Genomic DNA, 19,574 nt, shown 5'->3' with positions numbered 1-19,574 from the left:
TTTATGCTCAACCTCGTGTCAAACGAGCACGATCTCGACGTCGACATTGCCACGCGTGGCATGCGAGTAAGGGCAGATGTCGCGGTGCGCGATGTCGACCAGTTCCTGGGCCACCTCACGATCGATGCCCGGCAGATGCACTTCCAGCTTCACGGCGATGCCAAAGCCCGTGGGTTCGCGCGGGCCGATGCCGACGTGGCCGGTCACTGAAGCGTCCGTGATGGCGATCTTCTTTTCGCGGGCCACGAAGCGCACGGCACCTTCAAAGCAGGCGGCATAGCCGGCGGCGAAGAGCTGTTCCGGATTGCTGCCGGCACCGCCCGGTCCACCGAGCTCCTTCGGCACGCGCAGGTCGAAATCGAGGACACCGTCGCTGCTATGGATATGGCCTTCGCGGCCACCTTTGGCGGTGGCAGTGGCGGTATAGAGGATCTTGGAAACGGTCATGGTCATAGGGTCCTTGTGAGGTCAGGAGATCAGGAGCGTGCTTGCGGGGAGAGTTGCGCGGTCAGCTCCTTGAGCTGATCGCGTAGCCGCTGCATGTCCTCGCCGGTCAGGCAAAGGCGTTGGGCCATGCAGGCGGGAATGCTTTCGGCGCGTTGGCGCAGGGCGCGGCCGTCGTCGGTCAGCCGGATTTCCACTTCGCGCTCGTCGCTGCGCCGACGTTCGCGCACTACCAGGCCCGATTGCGCCATGCGCTTGAGCAGCGGCGTCAGCGTCCCGGAATCCAGTTGCAGCCGCTGACCCAGCTCACGGACGGTCAGCCCGTCCTGCTCCCAGAGCACCAGCAGCGTCAGGTACTGGGGATAGGTCAGGCCCAGGTCGTCGAGCAGGGGCCGGTAAGTCGCTGTCACGGCGCGCGATGCGGCGTAAAGGGCGAAACACAGCTGCTGGTCAAGGAGGAGGGGGTTGGTCGGCTTCATGGCCCAAACAATATGTGCACAATTCAATTGTGTACAATTGATTATTCCGATCGAAGCCATAGGCCGGGCCAACCAGAACGGGGCGGGGCGCCCTGCGGCTCAGTCCAGGACGCGCTTGCCGTAAGCGAAGTGATCGCGCCAGTAGGGCCCGTCAATATCGTCCAGCCGCACGGTGCCGCCGCTATTGGGCGCGTGCACGAAGCGACCCTTGCCGACGTAAACGCCGACATGGGTGATCGACGAGCCGGCAGCGAAGAACACCAGATCACCGCTGGCCAGGTCTGCCATGGTGCCTACCCGGCGACCGTCGACCTGCGACATCTCACGCGACGTGCGCGGGAGCTGGAGGCCGGCAGCCTGGCGATAGATGTAATCGACCAGACCGCTGCAATCGAAGCCGCCGTCTGGCGTATTGCCACCCCAGCGATAGGGCGTGCCCACCAGGGCAATGGCCCGGAACAGCACATCGTTGGCCGTGCCGGTGTTGGCGGCCGACGGCCCGCGTGCCGGGAGGCTGGCCAGCGACGAGCGCGAGTCCTTGTAGGTGGGCTGGGATTTGCGAGGCGCGCTGGAGCAGGCGCTCAGCAGGAGAATGACTAGGGCCAGCGCGGCATGACTGATGCGAAGCGCGGGCAGGGCGGAAGTGAACGCGTTTCCCTGGCGCATGAGACAACCCCGGCAGAAGACGGCGCGAGGTTATCAAATCAATCAGTTGGAGTGAAGTCTTAAGGCGTATGGCGAGCTTATTCGCCCGCGATGTTGCCCATGTGCACGGAAACCGTCTGCTCGTTCAGTACTTTGCCGTCCGAGTCCCTTGCCCGGAGCCGATAGGTGCCGGGAAACAGGAAGAGGTCGGTGCGCGCATTGCTGCCGATAAAGGCGTAGCGATCGGCCGCCACCGCGTCGTAGGGCTCTTTCAGATAAAAGGCTTCGACCACACAGGGCAGGGTCGAGGCGCACAAGGACGCGCTGATGGAGAGTGGGAAGCGCCTGCCACCAAGATCCAGCCAGTCCGGACGACTGGTCACCGCATTGATGACACGCGCCGCCGTCGCCTGACCGTCGAGGGTGTACCAGCTGGGTGCTTGCTTGATCGCTTCGATTGCGTGCTGGTCAGGCGGAAGAATGACGGAGATGTCGTGCAGCTTCGGCTCGGACGTCCATGGCGTACCGTCCTTGCGTTGCGTCAGGACCACCGGCCGCGTCGGCGCGAAGCGCGCCACGATCTGGTCATAGGCATAAAGCGACAAACGCGGATTCGCATCGCGAAACTGCGTCTGGTCGATCGAGAGCGGCTCGATGCCGGTGAGTTTCGCCAGCCTGGCTGCCATCGGTACGGCGTCGCCCAGGCGTCCCGTCGCCTTGTCGATATGGGCATAGCCGGCATGCACGAACAGACGTGCTTTCGGATCATTGGCGAACACGCGCTGATAGAGATTCTTCGCTTGCGCCGTCTCGCGGCCGTCGGTGGTATCGCTGTAGCCGTCGTACGGTACGACCTTGAAACCCAGCTTGACGGCCGTGCGCAGGATTTCTCCCATCAGGGGCTCGTGCACGTACTCGCTGCCGCTGTCCCAGCGCGGATAACCTCGCGTCATCAGGTCCGGGTCGCTGTCCGCCAGCGCTTCCACCGCAAAGTAGGTAAAGCCCTGTTCGCGAAGCTTGGGTAGCAGCGCCAGCGTCAGCTCACGCGTGTGGGCGTCGTGGTGCGCTTCATTGATCATGACGATCTGGCGGCCGTTGGCGGCCCTGGCGATCGTCTGCACGGCGTCTTCGGCGCTCCATTCGGACGGCTCGGGAATCGCGCCGAGATAGACCTTGCGGCCATCGATGGGGAACAGCGCAAGTGCTTCGGTATAGAGCCCGAGCTCGTTCTGCGTCGAAGCCAGCAGCTGCAATGCCACCATGCGATCGTCGACGGGAAGCTTGGGCGCCTGTTTGACCAGGAAGCGATAGCGCGCCAGATCATCCGTGTAGGGCTTGAGGTCGCGAAACAACGCTTGCATGGCGTCATCGCGGGCATACGCCGTCGTCGCGAATGCTGCCATCCCGGCCAGTGCGCAACAGATCAGAGCTTTGCTTCGTGCAGTCATGATCGTCCTTCCCCTGATGAAGCCTAGAAAGACACAAGCGCGAGGGAAACGCAAAATGCATTGCAACATGGTCAGTGTCCGGCCTCATCCGGGTGAATTGGCGGCACGGTGAAGTCGCGTCGCGTCCACACATGACCATCGGCACTCCAGGCTGTCAGCCGGTAGTCGCCGGGCCACAGATAAAGCGATGCGGTGATGTCCGGACGCAGGAAGGTGTAGCGATCGGCAGCGATCGCATCCTCACTCTCGTTCGAGAATCGCGCCTCGACGACGCAGGGAAGATGCCGGCCGCACAGATCGCTGGATATCGGCCGGGTGGATCGCTGGCCGCCCAGGTCGAGCCATCGCGGCCGTCGTTGATTGCCTGCCGGCGGGAGGATCACTTCGACGTCATGGCGAAGGGGGTCCGAACTCCACGCTGCGCCCGTGTCGCGGCGCACCAGCACGGAAGGTCGCTGTGGCGAGTAAGCCGATAGCAGATGGGTATACGCATCGTCGCCGGCGAGATCGCCAATGTCGCGCCATCGCGACTGATCGACGGTCAGCGGATCGATGCCGCTGAGTTGTTTGAGCACCACGGCCATCGGCTGAACCTGTCCGCCCAGGTTGCCCGCCGCTTTGTCGATATGCGCGTAACCGCCATGGACGAAGAGGCGGGCCCCGGGATTATCGCGCAGCACGCGGCGGTAGAGATTCCGGGCCTGCTCGGCTTCGCGGGCCGACAGTGACGGAGCCTCTGATTCGTAGGGCACCACGATGAAACCCAGTTGCAGCGCGCGGCGGATGATTTGCCCATACAGCGGTTCGTGGAGGTATTCGCTCCCGGTGCGGTTTACTGGATAGCCGCGCTGGGCGAGATCCGGATCGTCATCGGTCAGTGCTTCGGCGGCGAAGTGGGTGAAGCCTTCGGCACGCAGGCGCGGCAGGAGCTCAAGCGTCAGCTCGCGCGTATGAGCATCGTGATGGGCTTCATTGATGAGGACGAGGCGCCTGCCGTGTGCGAGCCTGGTGACGACGTCGGCGGCATCGGCCAGCTGCCACTGATCGGGTTGTGGCAGGTCGACGTGCGGCGCATTGCGATTGTTGAACGGGAAGTCGCGCAGCGCCTCGTTGTACAACCCCAGTTCGTTATCGAGCGCGGCATACAGTTGCAGGGCCGTGATGCGGTCTGTCGTCGAAAGCTGCGGCAGCAGTCCGACCAGGTACTGGTGGCGCTGCAGATCGTTCCGCATGCCATGCAGATCGCGAAAAAGGCCCAGGTCGTGGGCCGATTCGATCGATGGCGGATTCGCTGCTTCCTGCGCGATAACGACGGGCAAAAACGCGAGCGCAAGGACGGGCATCCACGCCCGAAGGCACGGCGCCAGGGAAGCCGCTGACTCGACTTTGGTCATAAAGCACGCCCTTGGGGAGAGGGAGAGCCTTCTGCACCGTTACAATAACGCCATGGATGCTTCGCGCAGTGATGTTCTGATTCTTGGCGGCGGTGTGATAGGCCTTGCCAGTGCCTATTACCTGCTGAAGTCCGGCGCGACCGTCAGGGTGCTGGAACAGGGTACGCCGGGTAGCGGCAGTTCGCACGGCAATTGCGGGACGATTACGCCCAGTCATGCCGCGCCCCTGGCCATGCCGGGCATGCTGGGGGTGGCGCTGCGGTCGATGTTCCGCGCGGATGCGCCGCTGTACCTGAACCCGCGACCTGATCTCGAGCGCCTGCGCTGGCTGCTGGGGTTCGCGCGTCGCTGCAACTGGCGCGACTTCGAGCATGCCGCCCGGGCCCGTTCAGCCATTCTGGAGCGTTCGCGGGGGTTGCTGGAGACACTCGTGCGAAGCGAAGGGCTGGACTGCGAGTTCGTTCAGCCGGGAGAGCTTTACGTCTACCGCACGGCCCGTCAGCTGGCATCCGACGAACGGCATCACGCCGCGGTGCTCGATCGCCTGGGCGTGGAAGTCCGGCGCATGCGTGGCGATGAGGTCGAGGCGGCCGAGCCGGCGCTCAAGCCGGGCGTGGCCGGCGGACTGTTCCACCCAGGTGATGCACAACTGCGCCCGGATCGCTACGTGACGGAGCTGGCGCGACGCGTGCGCGAAATGGGTGGCGTTATCGAAACGGGTGCGCGCATCGACCAGTTCGGCATGACGGACGGTCGCGTCTCGCATGTGCGCACCACGCGCGGGGTGTTCAAGGGTGAACGGGTGGTCATGGCCCTCGGGGCCTGGTCGCCCTTGCTCGGGAAGATGCTGGACCTGCGAATCCCGATGCAGCCGGGCAAGGGTTACTCATTGACGTATACGCGCCCAACCCTGGTTCCCAAACATGCCCTGGTGTTGCGCGAGGCCGCAGTGTGCGTCACCACCTGGGGAAGCGGCTATCGCCTTGGCAGCACGATGGAGTTTTCCGGTTACGCCGAAGGGCTCAACCGGACGCGCCTGGATGCGCTGCGCCGTGGTGCCGCCACGTCACTGCACGAGCCGGAAGGTCACGAATTGCTGGAAGAGTGGTGGGGCTGGCGTCCGATGAGCGTCGACGAAGTGCCCATCATCGGCCACAGCACGCGCTGGTCGAATCTCACGTTCGCCACGGCGCACGGCATGCTCGGCGTGAGCATGTCGGCGGCGACCGGTGAGCTGGTCGCATCGCTGGTGCTTGGAAAAACACCGTCCATCGATCCGGCGCCGTATGCGCCAGCGCGCTTCCAGCTTTGACGCGCGCTTCAAACCTACGTCGATACCTTGGCGGGCGTCGCTGGAGAATCTGCAATGTCGGAATCGTTTGACCTGATCGTGCTGGGTGCAGGCTCGGGTGGTCTTGCCACGGCCTTTCGCGCCGCGGCACATGGCGCACGCGTGGCGCTGCTGGAACCGGGCGCCCTCGGCGGAACCTGCGTCAATCTGGGGTGCGTCCCCAAGAAGTCGCTGTGGTTTGCCGCGCAGCTGGCGCAGGATCAGAGCCGCGCGCGGGCCTACGGGTTCAGCGGCACGTCGGGCGACTTCGACTGGGAACACTTTCGTTTGCGCCGACTGGCGTATATCGATGGCATCAAACAACGTTATGACGAGCGATTGCAGGAAGCAGGCGTCGTCCTGTTGCGCGAGGCGGGGCGTTTCGTGTCGCGCGACACCATTGCCACCACGAGCGGAGAAGAACTGCGGGCGCGGCAAATCGTCATCGCGACCGGCGCCCGACCGCAAAAGCTCGATATTCCAGGATTCGAACTGGGACTGATCTCCGACGACATGTTCGGGCTGCGCGAACAGCCCAGGCACATCGCCATCGTCGGCGCCGGCTATATCGCGGTGGAGTTCGCAAGTGTGCTGCGTGCCCTGGGCAGCGAAGTGACCATGTTTATCCGTGATCGCCTGCTGCGCCAGTTCGACAACGAAATGGTGGCGGCCATGTGCGAGCACATGGCGCGCTCCGGCATCCACATGGTGTACGGGGCAAAGGCCAAGGGCTTGCGGCGCGATGGCGACGCGTTGACCTTCGAGGATGAAATGCGTGGTGACTGGGGTCCGTTCGATGCCGTGCTCTGGGCGCTCGGGCGCGTCCCGCACAGTGATCGCCTGGACCTCGATGCGGCGGGAGTCATGCTCGACGACAAGGGTTACGTCATCACCGACAGCTGGCAGAACACCAATGTCCCCGGCATTGCCGCGTTGGGCGACGTGACCAGCCGTCGTGCGCTCACGCCTGTCGCCGTCGCTGCCGGCAGGCACCTGGCCGATCGCTGGTTCGGCGGCATGGCCGACGCGAGACTCGATTACGACGACATCGCCAGTGTCGTTTTCTCCGAACCGCCGCTGGCCGTGGTTGGCTTGTCGGAGGCCGACGCGAATACGCGGTTTCCCGGCCAGGTGCGTGTCTACCGCTCGCGCTTCACTCCCATGCAATGGTCGCTGGCGGGCGAGCAGGGGCGGAGCCTGATGAAGATCATCTGCGTCGGCGAGGACGAGCGCGTCGTCGGCATGCATGTGCTTGGGCCAGGCTCGGATGAAATGCTCCAGGGCTTTGCCGTGGCACTAAAGATGGGCATGCGCAAGCGTGACCTGGATGCCACCGTGGCGATCCATCCGAGCTCCGCCGAAGAGCTGGTATTGATGCGTTGAGTCGTACGCCTCGGTGCGGTCGTGCCGGGGCGGTTAAACTGGCGCCATGGACACCTACTTCCTGCACCAGGGCAGCGCGCCGCTGCTGATCAGCCTGCCGCACGACGGCAGTTGGCTTCCTGCCGAGCTCGCCGAACGGATGCATCCGTTCGCGCGACGCTCACCGGACACGGATTGGCACGTCAGTCGCCTGTACGGTTCGCTGGCGGGCAAGCTTGGCGCTAGCCTGATTCGTCCCAAGGCATCGCGTTACGTGATCGACCTCAATCGTCCCGCTGACGGTCACAAGCTCTATCCGGGCCAGCGCGAAACGGGACTCGTTTCCACCATCAGTTTTGCGGGCGAGCCGCTTTATCTCGAAGGCATGGAGCCGGATGAGGCAGAAGTTCAACAGCGCATAAACGACTACTGGAAGCCTTATCACCAGGCGTTGGCGCAGGAAGTTGCGAGGCTCAGGCGCGAGCATGGCCGCGTGGTCGTCTGGGAGGGGCATTCCATCCGAACCAGCGTGCCCATGTTGTTCGAGGGCGAACTGCCGGAACTCAATCTCGGCACGGCCGATGGCGCCAGTTGCGAGCCGTCCCTGGAGCAGCAGTTGCGCGCCGAATTGTCGGGCCAGAAGGACTACTCATTCGTTGTGAATGGCCGCTTCAAGGGGGGGTACATCACCCGCCATTTTGGCCAGCCAGGCGAAGGCGTGCAGGCGGTGCAACTGGAGCTGGCGCAGCACATCTACATGGACGAAGAAAGCTTCGCGTATGACGAAGCAAAGGCGCCGAAACTTCAGGAACAGATCGAGCGACTGCTGCGCATTTGCTTAGTTTGAGCGCAAGTATTTTCGCCGGATGGTCGTGGTCGGCGTTGTCAAGATGAACTCGGCGAAAACTTCATTTCGAGCGAAAAAAAAGCGTGTTTCATGCGGCAAGAAAACGTGCCATGTTGAAGCCGTCGCGCCGCCCGTGTCGCCGGGTTCCGGCCGGGTCCGCGGCGTATTCGATCAGTTCGAGGCTAATCACCATGCGTAAACTCGCCATCGCTTTCCTGCTCGTTGCAGGCGTGGCTCTTACGGGCTCCGCGTTTGCCCAGAATGCCGCCCCGGCTCCGGCCGCCGGCCATTCGTCCAGCCACCATGCCAAGTCGCACCACAAGTCGTCCTCCCACAAGAGTCACAAGAACACCGGGAAAGACGCCATGCCGGCGACCAAGACGCCGTAATCGCGGCCAAGAAAAAGCCCCGGCCACCTACCTGGCCGGGGCTTTTTTGCGTCCATCAAACGGCGATCAGCGAAGTGCCGCGACGCACTTCAGCTCGATGGCGATCGGCGTCGGCAATGCCGTGATGCCGAGGGTGGTGCGGCAGGCATCGACACCGGCGAAATGTTCGGCATACAGCTTGTTGTACGTGGCGAAATCGTGGCTCATGTCGGTGAGATACACCGTGACATCGACGAGGTCTTCCCATCGTGCGCCGCTGGCCTCAAGCACCGCGCGCACGTTGGCAAACACCTGGCGGCATTGCGCGGCGATGTCGTAGCCGGTGACCTTGCCGTCGGCGTCGTACACGTTGCCGGGAATCGAATTGTCAGTCGGTACGCGCGGGCCCACGCCCGACAGGAACAGGAGTTGTCCCACGCGCCGGGCATGCGGATAGGCGCCCACCGGTGTAGGCGCCGACGAGGTTCGAACCACGTCGGTCACAGCCACGGTTCCTTGGTGTCCACCAGACGCTGCAGAGACGCTTCATAGGCCGGTCGCAACTGATCGCGCGCGCTGACATGAAGGCCAAGGTCGTTGACGTGGCCGTCGAACAGGCTGTAGCACCACGCATGCACGGTCAGCTTCTGCCCGCGCTCCCAAGCATCCATCACCATGGTGGTGTGGCAGACGTTGACCACCTGCTCGATGGCGTTGAGTTCGCACAGGCGACTGTTGCGCAAGTTCATCATCTCCACGCCCGAGAGCATGTCGCGATGCTTGGTGGCCACGTCGGCCACATGGCGAAGCCAGTTGTCGACAAGGCCAAGTCGGCGATCATCGAGCACGGCCTGCACGCCGCCGCATCCGTAGTGACCCACGACCAGGATGTGCTCGACCTTGAGGATATCCACGGCGAACTGGATCGCGCTCAGGCAATTGAGATCGGTGTGGGACACCACGTTGGCGACGTTGCGCTGGACGAAGATCTCGCCTGGCGGAAGATCCACGATCTGCGTGGCGGGCACGCGGGAATCCGAGCAGCCGATCCACAGGAACTTCGGCGCCTGTTGCTGGGCGAGTCGTTCGAAGAAGCGGGGGTCGTCGGCGCGGACGCCGGCCGACCAGCGGCGGTTGCTGTCGAGGAGGTCTTGCAGGGGACTGGTCACGGCGTCTGTCTCAGTAGCGAATGCAGATGTTCTTGGGCTCGGTAAAGAAGCGCAGCGCTTCAACGCCGCCTTCACGACCGAGGCCGGATTGCTTGGTGCCGCCAAAGGGCGTACGCAGGTCGCGCAGCAGCCAGCAGTTGATCCAGACGATGCCGAAATCGAGCGCCGCGCCGAAGCGGTGAGCTCGGGAGAGGTCGGACGTCCAGACGGAAGCGGCCAATCCGTAGCCGGTGCCGTTGGCGATGTGCAGCGCTTCGGCTTCATTCTCAAAGGGGATCAGGGTGACCACCGGCCCGAAGATTTCCTGCTGGTTGGTCAGCGCTTCAGAGGGCAGTCCCTCGATCACCGTGGGTTCGACATACCAGCCACCGGACAGGCGGCCGGGCTGGGTGATGGCGTTGCCGCCGCAAAGGATGTTGCCGCCTTCCTCACGTGCCTGCGCGATGCAGCCCATCACCTTGTCAAAATGCGCACGTGAAACCAGCGCGCCCAGGTTCGTCGATGCATCGGACGGGTCGCCCACGCGCAGGGCGCGCACGCGCTCGAGGTAGCGTTCGCGAAATCGGTCGTAGATGTCGCGCTGGACCAGCAGGCGCGATCCGCACAAACAGATCTCGCCCTGGTTGGCGAAGCCCGAGCGCACGATGGTGTCCAGATTCGCATCGCTGAGGTCCGCGTCCGCGAACACCACGGCGGGGTTCTTTCCACCCAGTTCCAGCGAGACTTTCTTGAATTGCGGCGCCGCCGACATGGCGATCTGCGCACCCGTGCGCGTGCTGCCGGTAAAGGAGATGGCTTTGACCTGCGGATGCTCGACGATGGCCTGGCCGACACCTGGCCCGGTGCCATGCACGACATTGAGCACGCCGGCCGGGATGCCCGCCTCAATGCTCAGCTCCGCGAGCCGGGCCGCCGTGCAGGGGGTGATTTCCGAGGGCTTGGCGACCACCGTGTTACCCGCGGCCAACGCCGGCGCAATCTTCCAGGTGAACAGGTACAGCGGAAGGTTCCAGGGACTGATGCAACCGACCACGCCCAGCGGATGCCGCAGTGTGTAGTTGATCGCGCCGGCTTCCATGGCGTGCGATTCGCTGCTCCACGGCACGATGGCCGCGGCAAAATAGCGGAGATTGCTGACGGCGCGCGGAATATCCAGCGAGCGGGCCATGGCTACCGTCTTGCCGGAATCGCGTGACTCCAGGGCCGCCAGATCATCAAGCCCGGTCTCAATCAGGTCAGCCAGCTTATGCAGGAGCCGTGCGCGCTCTTCCGCCGGCGTGGCGGCCCAGCCGGGCGCGGCACGTTGCGCGGCGGCTACCGCGTCGTTGACGTCGTCGGAGGAGGAATCGGGACAGTGGGCAAACACTTCGCCCGTGGCCGGTTCAAATACGTCCAGCCAACGGTCCAGGCGAGGCGCCTGCAGGCGACCGTCGATGAGGTTGGCAAGGCGCAGGCTTGGCATCGGTGAAAGCTTAGCGGGAGTCATGGTGCATTGCACCGGACGGATGAGTATGGCCTGTCCGGCGCGCCGGCAGATCGTTGGCCTGAGCTACCTCAGCTGAGGGCCCGCGTCCTGCCACCGTCCACGGCAATGCTGACGCCATTGACGTAACCGGCCGCCGGCGTGCACAGGAACGTCGCCACCGCAGCGACTTCTTCTGGCTCGGCAAAGCGGCCCGCCGGCACGGAGGCAAGCATGCCGCGTGCGAGTTCGTCGACGCTCTTGCCCGTGGAGGCCGATTGCGTAGCGAGCAAGCCATCAAGGCGCCCGGTGCGGGTGTATCCGGGAAGCACGTTGTTGACGGTAATGCCGTTGGCGGCGACTTCGCCTGACAGGGTTTTTGCCCAGCCGGCCATGGCGGCGCGAACCGTGTTGGATACGCCGAGCCCCGGGATCGGCTCTTTCACCGATGTTGAAATGATGTTGACGATGCGGCCGAACTGCGCTTCGCGCATGCCAGGCAGCGTGGCCTGTACAAGCGCCTGCGCGGCAAGCACGTGCTGGCGGAACGCCGCTTCGAATGCCGCCGCTTCGGCGGTATGCGCCGCGCCACCCGGAGGGCCTCCGGTGTTGTTGATCAGGATATGCACGGGGCTGTGAATGACCACTTCCGCGGCGACGCCAAGCAGGCGGGACGTATCGAGCATGTCCACTGCGTGCCAGGCATGCGCCTGGCCTTCATGCACGCGGGGCAGGTTGTCGGCCACTTCACGAAGCGCTTCGCCGGAACGGGCGAGCAGGGTGACGTTGGCGCCCAGCTTTGCCAGTTCAACTGCCGTGGCGCGTCCAATGCCTTGCGATGCGCCGCCGACCAGGGCGTGACGTCCGGTGAGATCAAGCTGCATGCCTAAGCTCCGTTGGAAGATGACTTCAGTGTGCTTTCCACTGCAGGCCGATCGCGGCGAACCAGCACAGCCACGCCAGCCAGGGACAGTATCGCCATACCCGTCGCCAGCGGGTGATGGCGACGTCTTCCAGCGCAGGAAGGATCGGCGAACGGAGCGCGGCCTGCAGATTCACCCAGATGCGCAGCGGCGACAGCTTGATGCCGTCGCGCTCGGCAATGATTTTCCAGTGGTCGGCATGGCGCGTGCGCATCAGCGAGGCGATGCGCGCCTGGGCGAAAAAGTGCATCACGAAACTGATGACGCCAATGAACAGCAAGATGAGGTAAAGCGTGACCATGATGACTCCGGATGTGCAGCGCGATGCGCCGCGGCATCGTCAGGGCTGATGGGGTGCGTCGGTCGTGGCCGGTGCGCTCGATGACGATGCACCCGTCGGCGTCGTCGCGGGCACATCGCTCTTGGCTTGCGGCGTTTCCACGCCACTCCCCGGCCACAGCGGCACGGCCGGCAGGGCATCGCGCAACGTGTTCAGCACGCCATCGCCTTTCTGCGCCTTGGCACAGATGGCATTGTCCACCGCATCGGCATAGGTCTTGTTCATCAGTCCGATCCAGACCGTGCCATCGGGGCCGTGCGGAATGCGGAAATTGCCCGTCGACGCCATCTTTACCGGGGCTTCGGCGGAGAATGCCGCGGGCGATTGTTCCCAGTAGGTGCTCGATCCTTGCTGCTTGGCCGAGCTGTAAAGCACGACGTAGCGGGCCTCTTTGCTGGTGACCTTGATGCTGCCGAAGGCGCCGGTGGTTTCGCTGGTCCAGCCCATGTGTTCGCACAAGCCGACGTCGTCACTGCTGACCGGTTGGAACGCTTCGTCAAGCAGGGTAACGGTAGGGGCGAACAGATAACTGGCACGCAGCCAGCGCCCGTTCAATTCCGACTTCAGCGCAATGCGATAAGGCAGCTTGGCATCAGCAGGCAGGCGAAACGCCAGCGCGTAACTCTTGTCGCCGTTGATGTTGATGACCATGCTGCCCGGCCCCAGCAGGAACGCACGCGGCCGCCAGGGCAGCTGGTTCTGGAAGGAGAAGTCGGCGAACGTGGTGCAACACGGCGTGGCCTGTTGCAGCGTGGTCTTCGCCTGGTCAAGGGCGGTAGACGCTCCTTCCGGCGCACGAAGATTGGGTGGCACGAGGCTCTTCGCGCTGTGGCAGGCAGCCAGCAGCGCGACGAGGGTGGCGATCAGCAGGGCGAAGACCGATTGGCGCAGCAACATGTCTCTCTTCGTTAGTCGATCAGAACTCAGCGGTGCCCGCAGCGCGCGGGTAGGGGATGGCGTCGCGGATGTTCGACAAACCGCAGACGTAAACCAGCAGTCGTTCGAAGCCCAGGCCGAAGCCGGCGTGCGGCACCGAGCCGTAGCGGCGCAGGTCGCGATACCAGCCGTAGGTTTCGCCGTCGAGTCCGAACTTGGCCATGCGGCGATCCAGGTAGTCCAGGCGTTCCTCGCGCTGCGAACCGCCGATGATCTCGCCGATGCCCGGGGCCAGCACGTCCATGGCGGCGACGGTTTTCTCGTCGTCGTTCAGGCGCATGTAGAACGCCTTGATCTGCTCGGGGTAGTTCATCACGACGACCGGGCGACCGACATGCGTCTCGGCGAGATAGCGCTCGTGCTCGGTCTGCAGGTCCACGCCCCAGGCGACCGGGAACTCGAACTTGTGGCCGGAGTTCTTGAGGATGTCGATGGCGTCGGTGTAGTCGATGCGCTCGAAGGGCTCGCGGATGAAGGCTTCCAGGCGCGTAATGGCGTCGGGCTGCACACGCTCGGCGAAAAACGCCATGTCGTCCGCGCGCTCATCGAGGACGGCCTTGAAGATCGCCTTGAGGAAGGCTTCGGCGCAGTCGGCGTCGGCGGCCAGATCGGCGAAGGCGATTTCCGGCTCAACCATCCAGAACTCGGCCAGGTGGCGGGGCGTGTTGGAGTTTTCGGCGCGGAACGTGGGGCCGAAGGTGTAGACCTTGCTCATCGCCAGCGCGTAGGCCTCGACGTTGAGCTGGCCGGACACGGTCAGGAAGGCTTCGCGACCGAAAAAGTCCTTGCGGAAATCGATCTTGCCCTTGTCGTCGCGCGGCAGGTTCGCCAGGTCCAGCGTGGACAGGCGGAACATGTCACCGGCGCCCTCGGCATCCGATGTCGTGATGATGGGCGTGTTGATCCAGAAGAAGCCCTGCTCGGTGAGATGGCGATGGATGGCCATCATCATCGTGTGGCGCACGCGGGTGACCGCGCCGAACAGGTTGGTGCGCGGGCGCAGGTGCGCCACTTCGCGCAGGAACTCCATGGAGTGCTGCTTGGGCTGGATCGGGTAGGTTTCCGGATCGTCGACGAAGCCGGTGACCTGCACGGCGTCCGCCTGCAACTCAAACGACTGGCCCTTGCCCTGCGAGGGCACCAGAATGCCGCTGACGATGACGCCGGCGCCGGCCGTCAGGTGCTTTACTTCAGACTCGTAGTTGGCCAGCGTGGCCGGCACCACCGCCTGGATCGGATCGAAGCAGGAACCGTCGGTCACATTGACGAAGGAAAGCCCGGCCTTGGAATCGCGGCGGGTACGCACCCAGCCCTGCACCGTTACCTTGCTGCCGGCCTCGACCTGGCCGGAAAGGGCTTTCTTGACGCTGACCACCGTCATGGATTGAAACTCCTGCTGTTGCGCCGCATGTAGACGCGTGAATCTGGGCAAGACGCGGCGACTGACGACGCGTCGGGGCAAACTGGCATCATAATGTGGCCTAGCCCGAACCGCGACGGTTCAGGTAACGATCTGCGAACAATTCCTGTCATGACCATCACCATTACCCCATCCGCCCGCGAACGCATGCACCATTTCCTCGCCCATACGCCGAATGCGGCGGGTGTGCGCTTTGGTGTGAAACGGACCGGCTGCTCAGGCTTTGCCTACGTGGTGGACCTGGCCAGCGACCTTGCCGAGGGCGACCAGTCCCTGGATGTGGATGGTGTCCGCCTGATCGTCGACGCGAAAAGCCTGCCGTTGGTCGACGGGACGGTGATCGACTTTCAGCGCCAGGGCCTGAATGCGGCCTTCGTGTTCCACAACCCCAATGCAACCGGGGAGTGTGGCTGCGGAGAGAGCTTCACGGTTGGGTGAGGTCGGCCGCTGCGCGGCGTGTGAACGGGGTTTTCGGCGCCTTTGGCGCCTGTGAACAGTAAAGGGTCAGAGCGGGCTAGAAGCGGCGACTTATCAGTTACTTGGCGGTGTTGGGTGGGCTGGGCGTCGACGCGGGGCTCTTTCCGTTTTTCCTTTACTGTTAACCGTTTACCCCTCCCACCCCTTTACTCCCCCTCCACATCCCCCCTACAATTCCGCTTCTGTCCATGGCCCAACCGCCCGGACAGGACCTTGCCTCACCGTGCCGACGGGAGGCTGTCCGGCTCCAAAAAGAGCCGCATCCACAAGGAGTTACCACACGATGTCCCTGCGACATTACGAAGTTGTGTTCCTGGTCCACCCTGACCAGAGCGAGCAGGTCCCGGCCATGATCGAGCGCTACAAGTCGCTGATCGAAGCCGATGGCGGCAAGATTCACCGCCTGGAAGACTGGGGCCGTCGTCAGCTGGCTTACCCGATCGTTAACCTGGCCAAGGCTCACTACGTCCTGCTGAACATCGAAGTCAGCCAGAACGCGCTGAACGAGCTGGAGTCGGGCTTCCGCTTCAACGACGCCGTGCTGCGCCACCTGGTGATCAAGCGCGACGAAGCTGACACCGATCAGTCCTTCATCCTGAAGTCCAAGGAAAAGGATGACGCCAAGTCCTCGCGTCGCCGCGATGACGACAGCGAAGGTGATGACCGCCGCGGTAACCGCGACGACAACGATCGCGACAGCGACGACTGATCAGGAGCACACACATGTCCAAGTTCTTCCGCCGCCGCAAGTTCTGCCGCTTCACGGCCGAAAACGTCAAAGAGATCGACTACAAGGATCTCAACACGCTGCGTCAGTACATCACCGAGAACGGCAAGATCGTCCCGAGCCGCATCACCGGTACCAAGGCTCGTTACCAGCGTCAGCTGGCCACGGCCGTCAAGCGCGCCCGCTTCCTGGCGCTGCTGCCGTACACCGACAATCACGACGTCTGATCGACGCCGTGGCGGGAGTGGGGTGCTTCGGCGCACCACTCCCGTGCATCACTTTCGGACACCCGTCCACGGCTGCATCGGGCCACACCGGTGCTAACGAAAAGGAAAGACCATGGAACTGATTCTTCTTGAGAAAGTCCGCAACCTCGGCAACCTGGGCGACAAGGTCAAGGTGAAGCCGGGTTACGGCCGTAACTACCTGCTGCCGCAGGGCAAGGCCGTGCCGGTCAATGCCGCCAACCTCGAAGCTTTCGAGAAGCGCCGCGCCGAGTACCAGGCCAAGGCCGACAAGCAGCTGACCGACGCCCAGTCTCGCCACGGCAAGCTGGAAGGCGTGTCGGTGACGATCTCGGCCCACTCGAGCCCGGAAGGCAAGCTGTATGGCTCGGTCGGTCCGCGTGAGATCGCCGAAGCGCTGCAGGCTGCCGGTCATGACGTGCACAAGGGTGAAGTGATCCTGGGCGAAGGCCCGATCCGCCTCACCGGCGAGTACGACGTCGTGATCTCGCTGCACGCCGACGTGCAGGGTTCGGTCAAGGTGATCGTGGTCGGCGAGAAGTAATTCTCCTGCCGTACCGCGAAAAAGGGCGCCCTTGGGCGCCCTTTTTCGTTGGGGCCACTGATCATTCAGGCGCTTCATCGTCCTGCTGCCAGGTCATCCACGACGGGTGACACCCAAACTTATCCACAGCTTTTCCAGAGACTTGTTGTATCGCGGCGTGAGACCCCGCCGCGTATCCTGTAGGCGATGCCTTAAATCTGGTCAGCTCGCCCGCCTGGTCGCGAGGAGTTCCGATGTCCTTTGTCCCGTCCAAACGCAAATCCGGTAATCGGCCCGATGCCGATGTCGAGTCGCTGCGCGTCCCGCCGCATTCGCTCGACGCCGAGCAGGCTGTCCTCGGTGGCCTGATGCTGCTGCCCGATGCCCTGGACAAAGTCGCGGACAAACTCACCGAGCACGATTTCTATCGCAAGGACCACCGCCTGATCTGGCGCGCCATCACGGAGCTTTCCACCAAGGGGATGCCGTGCGACGCCGTGACCCTCGGTGACTGGTTCGAAGCCAATCAGTTGGCGGACATGGTCGGCGGCGCGGCTTATCTGATCGAGTTGGCCAATGCCACGCCAAGCGCGGCCAATATCGGTGCCTACGCGGACATCGTTCGCGAGAAGTCGGTCCTGCGCCAGCTGATCGACGCGGGTACCGAGATCACCGAAGACGGCTATCGTCCGGAGGGCAAATCCGTCCAGGAAGTGCTCGAGAGCGCGGAGCAGCGCGTCTTCAAGATCGCTGAGTCCGGCGCGCGCGGCAAAAAAGACACCGTGTCGATGCGCGAAGCGGTGAAGGATGCCTTCCGCATTCTCTCCGAGCGCTACGAAAACCGAGGTCAGCTCACCGGCATCTCCACCGGCTTCACGGACCTGGACGAACTGACGTCCGGCCTCCAGCCGTCCGATCTGATCATCGTCGCGGCGCGTCCTTCGATGGGCAAGACGGCGTTCTCGGTGAACATCGCGGAAGCTGCCGCCATGCGCGGCAAGAAGGCGGTGGCCATTTTCTCGATGGAAATGTCGGCCTCTCAGCTGGCGTTCCGTATGATTTCATCCGTGGGTCGCATTCATGCGCAGCACCTGCGCAATGGCGACCTGGCGGAAGAGGACTGGCCGCGCGTCACCAACGCCATTGCCTTGCTGTCGGAAGCCAAGATTTTCATCGATGACACGCCGGGCCTCTCGCCGGTGGAATTGCGTTCGCGCTCGCGCCGCATCCACCGCGAAAACGGTGGCCTGGGCTTGATCGTGATCGATTACCTGCAGCTGATGCAGGTCCCTGGCATGAAGGAAAACCGCGCCACGGAAATCTCCGAGATTTCGCGCTCGCTCAAGGGCCTCGCGAAGGAACTCCAGTGCCCCGTAATCGCTCTGTCGCAGCTCAACCGCTCGCTGGAGCAGCGTGCCGACAAGCGGCCGATGATGTCCGACTTGCGCGAATCAGGCGCCATCGAGCAGGACGCGGACGTGATCATGTTCATCTACCGCGACGACTACTACAACAAAGAGTCGCCCGACAAAGGCCTCGCCGAAATCATCATCGGCAAGCAGCGTAACGGCCCGACCGACACGGTGAAGCTCGCCTTCCTCGGTCACTACACCAAGTTCGAGAACTACGCTCCGGATTCGTTTGTAGGCGCGTTTGAGTAGCCCGGTGCGCCTGTCGGCGCGTCAGCGCGAGACAAAGGCGGTGCCTCGAATTTGCCACGCCTGGCGCATGCTCCGGGCGCGATCTGGGATTAACTTTGACGCGAATCCGGGCAGGGCCGCGGCAGGGCTGCTACGCTTTCGACCTGCAGCTATTGCTCCGGTTCGGCACTGACATCCCTGTCGTTCCGCCTATCTGAAGCACTCGAGCGCCCATGAGCCGCACTACTGTCGCCACCATTCATCTGGGCGCATTGCGCCACAACCTGGATCGCATCAAGCGGATGGCGGCACCGGCCAAGGTCATGGCGGTCGTCAAGGCGGATGCCTATGGGCATGGTCTGGAGCGCGTGGCGCGGGCGCTTGACGGCGCGGCTGACGCCTTTGCGGTTGCCGCGCAGGGTGATGGCCTGCGCTTGCGTGCCGCGGGTCACCGACAACGCATCGTCGTGCTGTCGGGACCGGATCGGGCCAGCGATATTCCGGAAATGCAGCGTCTCCAGCTCGATGCCGCCATACACCATGAATCCCAGCTGCCCTGGCTGGCCGAGGCATCGCCAACGCGCGGTCCCCTGCGCGTGTGGCTGAAAGTGGACAGCGGTATGCATCGGCTGGGCTTTGCCCCTGACCGTGTCGCGGAGATTCACGGGCAGCTCTCGCGTATGCCGGGTATCGATCCGGAAGTGGGTCTGTTGACGCATTTCTCCGAATCGGAAGAGTTCGACGGTTCCGAAACGGCGGCGCAGATCGCGCGATTCAACGAGGCCACAGAGGGCTTGAGCGGGCCGCGTGCATTGTCCAATTCTGCCGGTGTCCTGGGCTGGCCCGACGCCAAAGGTGATTGGGTGCGTACGGGCGGGCTGCTTTATGGACTATCCGTGGTGTCCGGTAAAACCGGGGCAGATTTCGGTTTCCGGCCGGCGATGACCCTCAGCACGCGCCTCATCGCCATCAACCGCGTCGCCCGCGGCGAGCGTATTGGCTACAACGGGACCTGGACCTGTCCGGAAGACATGTGCGTCGGCGTTGCGGCTGTCGGTTATGGCGACGGCTATCCGCGTAGCGCCGCGGCCGGTACTCCCGTGCTCGTCGGTGATCGCAGGGTGCCGATCATTGGTCGGGTTTCCATGGATCTGGTGACGCTTGATCTGCGTAACGCGCCCGACGCCCAGGTGGGTGATCGTGTGCTGCTTTGGGGGCCGGAGCTTCCCGTCGAGCATATTGCCGCACAGGCAGGGACGATTTCGTATGACCTGACGTGCGGCATGACCCGCCGCGTCCTGTTTGTCGAAGATGAGAGCTGAGCGCTGCCGTAAGCTCGCGCCTACCCGGCAAGTTGCCGTGGACCCGATTCCTTCGCGCGCGTCCCTCTCGCCT

The 19,574-nt window shown here is 63.6% G+C and carries 22 protein-coding genes; 10 read left to right on the top strand and 12 right to left on the bottom strand.

All coding sequences use genetic code 11. The features are described from left to right. Nucleotides 1–18: 18 nt before the first annotated feature. The 5 genes from EYV96_RS07165 to EYV96_RS07145 all read right to left on the bottom strand — a co-directional run bounded on the left by EYV96_RS07165 (nt 19) and on the right by EYV96_RS07145 (nt 4,410). Nucleotides 19–447, bottom strand: coding sequence for an organic hydroperoxide resistance protein (locus tag EYV96_RS07165; RefSeq protein ID WP_131150757.1), 429 nt, complete (start codon nt 445–447; stop codon nt 19–21). A 29-nt stretch (nt 448–476) separates the two neighbouring features. Then, nucleotides 477–923, bottom strand: coding sequence for a MarR family winged helix-turn-helix transcriptional regulator (locus EYV96_RS07160; protein ID WP_131150756.1), 447 nt, complete (start codon nt 921–923; stop codon nt 477–479). A 99-nt stretch (nt 924–1,022) separates the two neighbouring features. Then, a complete protein-coding gene (locus EYV96_RS07155) occupies nt 1,023–1,589 on the bottom strand; it encodes a C40 family peptidase (protein WP_131150755.1) in 567 nt (188 codons plus the stop codon). Between the two features lie 77 nt (nt 1,590–1,666). Further along, on the bottom strand, nt 1,667–3,016 hold the full coding sequence (locus tag EYV96_RS07150) for a hypothetical protein (protein ID WP_131150754.1): 1,350 nt from the start codon (nt 3,014–3,016) through the stop codon (nt 1,667–1,669). A gap of 71 nt (nt 3,017–3,087) precedes the next feature. Then, the gene (locus EYV96_RS07145; protein WP_131150753.1) at nt 3,088–4,410 is read right to left on the bottom strand and encodes a hypothetical protein; all 1,323 of its coding nucleotides are present in this window, start codon (nt 4,408–4,410) and stop codon (nt 3,088–3,090) included. Between the two features lie 52 nt (nt 4,411–4,462). On the opposite strand from EYV96_RS07145, the gene EYV96_RS07140 reads away from it, so the two are divergent. From EYV96_RS07140 to EYV96_RS07125, 4 genes are all read left to right on the top strand, one after another. Continuing rightward, a complete protein-coding gene (locus tag EYV96_RS07140) occupies nt 4,463–5,722 on the top strand; it encodes an NAD(P)/FAD-dependent oxidoreductase (RefSeq protein ID WP_131150752.1) in 1,260 nt (419 codons plus the stop codon). A gap of 54 nt (nt 5,723–5,776) precedes the next feature. After that, the gene (gorA, locus tag EYV96_RS07135) at nt 5,777–7,123 is read left to right on the top strand and encodes a glutathione-disulfide reductase (RefSeq protein WP_131150751.1); all 1,347 of its coding nucleotides are present in this window, start codon (nt 5,777–5,779) and stop codon (nt 7,121–7,123) included. Nucleotides 7,124–7,169: 46 nt separating this feature from the next. Continuing rightward, nucleotides 7,170–7,949, top strand: coding sequence for an N-formylglutamate deformylase (gene hutG, locus EYV96_RS07130; RefSeq protein ID WP_131150750.1), 780 nt, complete (start codon nt 7,170–7,172; stop codon nt 7,947–7,949). 191 nt (nt 7,950–8,140) lie between these two features. Next, a complete protein-coding gene (locus EYV96_RS07125; protein WP_131150749.1) occupies nt 8,141–8,338 on the top strand; it encodes a hypothetical protein in 198 nt (65 codons plus the stop codon). Between the two features lie 66 nt (nt 8,339–8,404). Here the strand turns inward: EYV96_RS07125 and EYV96_RS07120 are convergent, their stop codons facing one another. From EYV96_RS07120 to asnS, 7 genes are all read right to left on the bottom strand, one after another. After that, nucleotides 8,405–8,821, bottom strand: a complete 417-nt coding sequence (locus EYV96_RS07120; RefSeq protein ID WP_131150748.1) for a RidA family protein — start codon at nt 8,819–8,821, stop codon at nt 8,405–8,407. Next, nucleotides 8,818–9,486: a carbonate dehydratase gene (can, locus tag EYV96_RS07115; protein ID WP_131150747.1), complete on the bottom strand. Its 669-nt coding sequence runs from the start codon at nt 9,484–9,486 to the stop codon at nt 8,818–8,820. The genes EYV96_RS07120 and can overlap by 4 nt, the downstream gene beginning before the upstream one ends. Before the next feature lie 10 nt (nt 9,487–9,496). Beyond that, the gene (locus tag EYV96_RS07110) at nt 9,497–10,948 is read right to left on the bottom strand and encodes an aldehyde dehydrogenase (protein WP_131151530.1); all 1,452 of its coding nucleotides are present in this window, start codon (nt 10,946–10,948) and stop codon (nt 9,497–9,499) included. 92 nt (nt 10,949–11,040) lie between these two features. Further along, complete coding sequence (locus EYV96_RS07105) at nt 11,041–11,832, bottom strand: SDR family oxidoreductase (protein WP_131150746.1); 792 nt, start codon at nt 11,830–11,832, stop codon at nt 11,041–11,043. Nucleotides 11,833–11,857: 25 nt separating this feature from the next. Next, nucleotides 11,858–12,172 (bottom strand): hypothetical protein, encoded by a 315-nt coding sequence (locus tag EYV96_RS07100; protein WP_131150745.1) that lies wholly within the window; start codon nt 12,170–12,172, stop codon nt 11,858–11,860. 39 nt (nt 12,173–12,211) lie between these two features. Continuing rightward, nucleotides 12,212–13,108: a MalM family protein gene (locus tag EYV96_RS07095; protein WP_131150744.1), complete on the bottom strand. Its 897-nt coding sequence runs from the start codon at nt 13,106–13,108 to the stop codon at nt 12,212–12,214. 19 nt (nt 13,109–13,127) lie between these two features. Further along, entirely contained in the window at nt 13,128–14,528 is a 1,401-nt protein-coding gene (gene asnS, locus EYV96_RS07090; RefSeq protein WP_131150743.1) for an asparagine--tRNA ligase, read from the bottom strand. Nucleotides 14,529–14,678: 150 nt separating this feature from the next. Between asnS and EYV96_RS07085 the strand changes: the two genes are divergently transcribed. The 6 genes from EYV96_RS07085 (at nt 14,679) to alr (ending at nt 19,501) form a co-directional block, all read left to right on the top strand. Then, a complete protein-coding gene (locus tag EYV96_RS07085) occupies nt 14,679–15,005 on the top strand; it encodes a HesB/IscA family protein (RefSeq protein ID WP_131150742.1) in 327 nt (108 codons plus the stop codon). A gap of 322 nt (nt 15,006–15,327) precedes the next feature. Next, nucleotides 15,328–15,753 carry a 30S ribosomal protein S6 gene (gene rpsF, locus EYV96_RS07080; protein ID WP_131150741.1) on the top strand — a complete coding sequence of 142 codons (426 nt, stop codon included), beginning with the start codon at nt 15,328–15,330 and terminating at the stop codon, nt 15,751–15,753. Between the two features lie 14 nt (nt 15,754–15,767). Then, nucleotides 15,768–15,998: a 30S ribosomal protein S18 gene (gene rpsR / locus EYV96_RS07075; RefSeq protein ID WP_131150740.1), complete on the top strand. Its 231-nt coding sequence runs from the start codon at nt 15,768–15,770 to the stop codon at nt 15,996–15,998. A 112-nt stretch (nt 15,999–16,110) separates the two neighbouring features. Then, nucleotides 16,111–16,560, top strand: a complete 450-nt coding sequence (gene rplI, locus EYV96_RS07070) for a 50S ribosomal protein L9 (RefSeq protein ID WP_131150739.1) — start codon at nt 16,111–16,113, stop codon at nt 16,558–16,560. Between the two features lie 233 nt (nt 16,561–16,793). Continuing rightward, nucleotides 16,794–18,200, top strand: coding sequence for a replicative DNA helicase (locus EYV96_RS07065; protein ID WP_131150738.1), 1,407 nt, complete (start codon nt 16,794–16,796; stop codon nt 18,198–18,200). 212 nt (nt 18,201–18,412) lie between these two features. Continuing rightward, nucleotides 18,413–19,501, top strand: a complete 1,089-nt coding sequence (gene alr, locus EYV96_RS07060) for an alanine racemase (protein ID WP_131150737.1) — start codon at nt 18,413–18,415, stop codon at nt 19,499–19,501. The last annotated feature ends 73 nt before the right edge of the window (nt 19,502–19,574 follow it).

Origin of the sequence: Dyella terrae (genome assembly GCF_004322705.1) — a bacterium.
GTDB classification, from domain to species: Bacteria; Pseudomonadota; Gammaproteobacteria; order Xanthomonadales; family Rhodanobacteraceae; genus Dyella_D; species Dyella_D terrae.
Note: the sequence above shows the minus strand (reverse complement) of the source record. Positions and strands in the feature narration are given on the sequence as shown.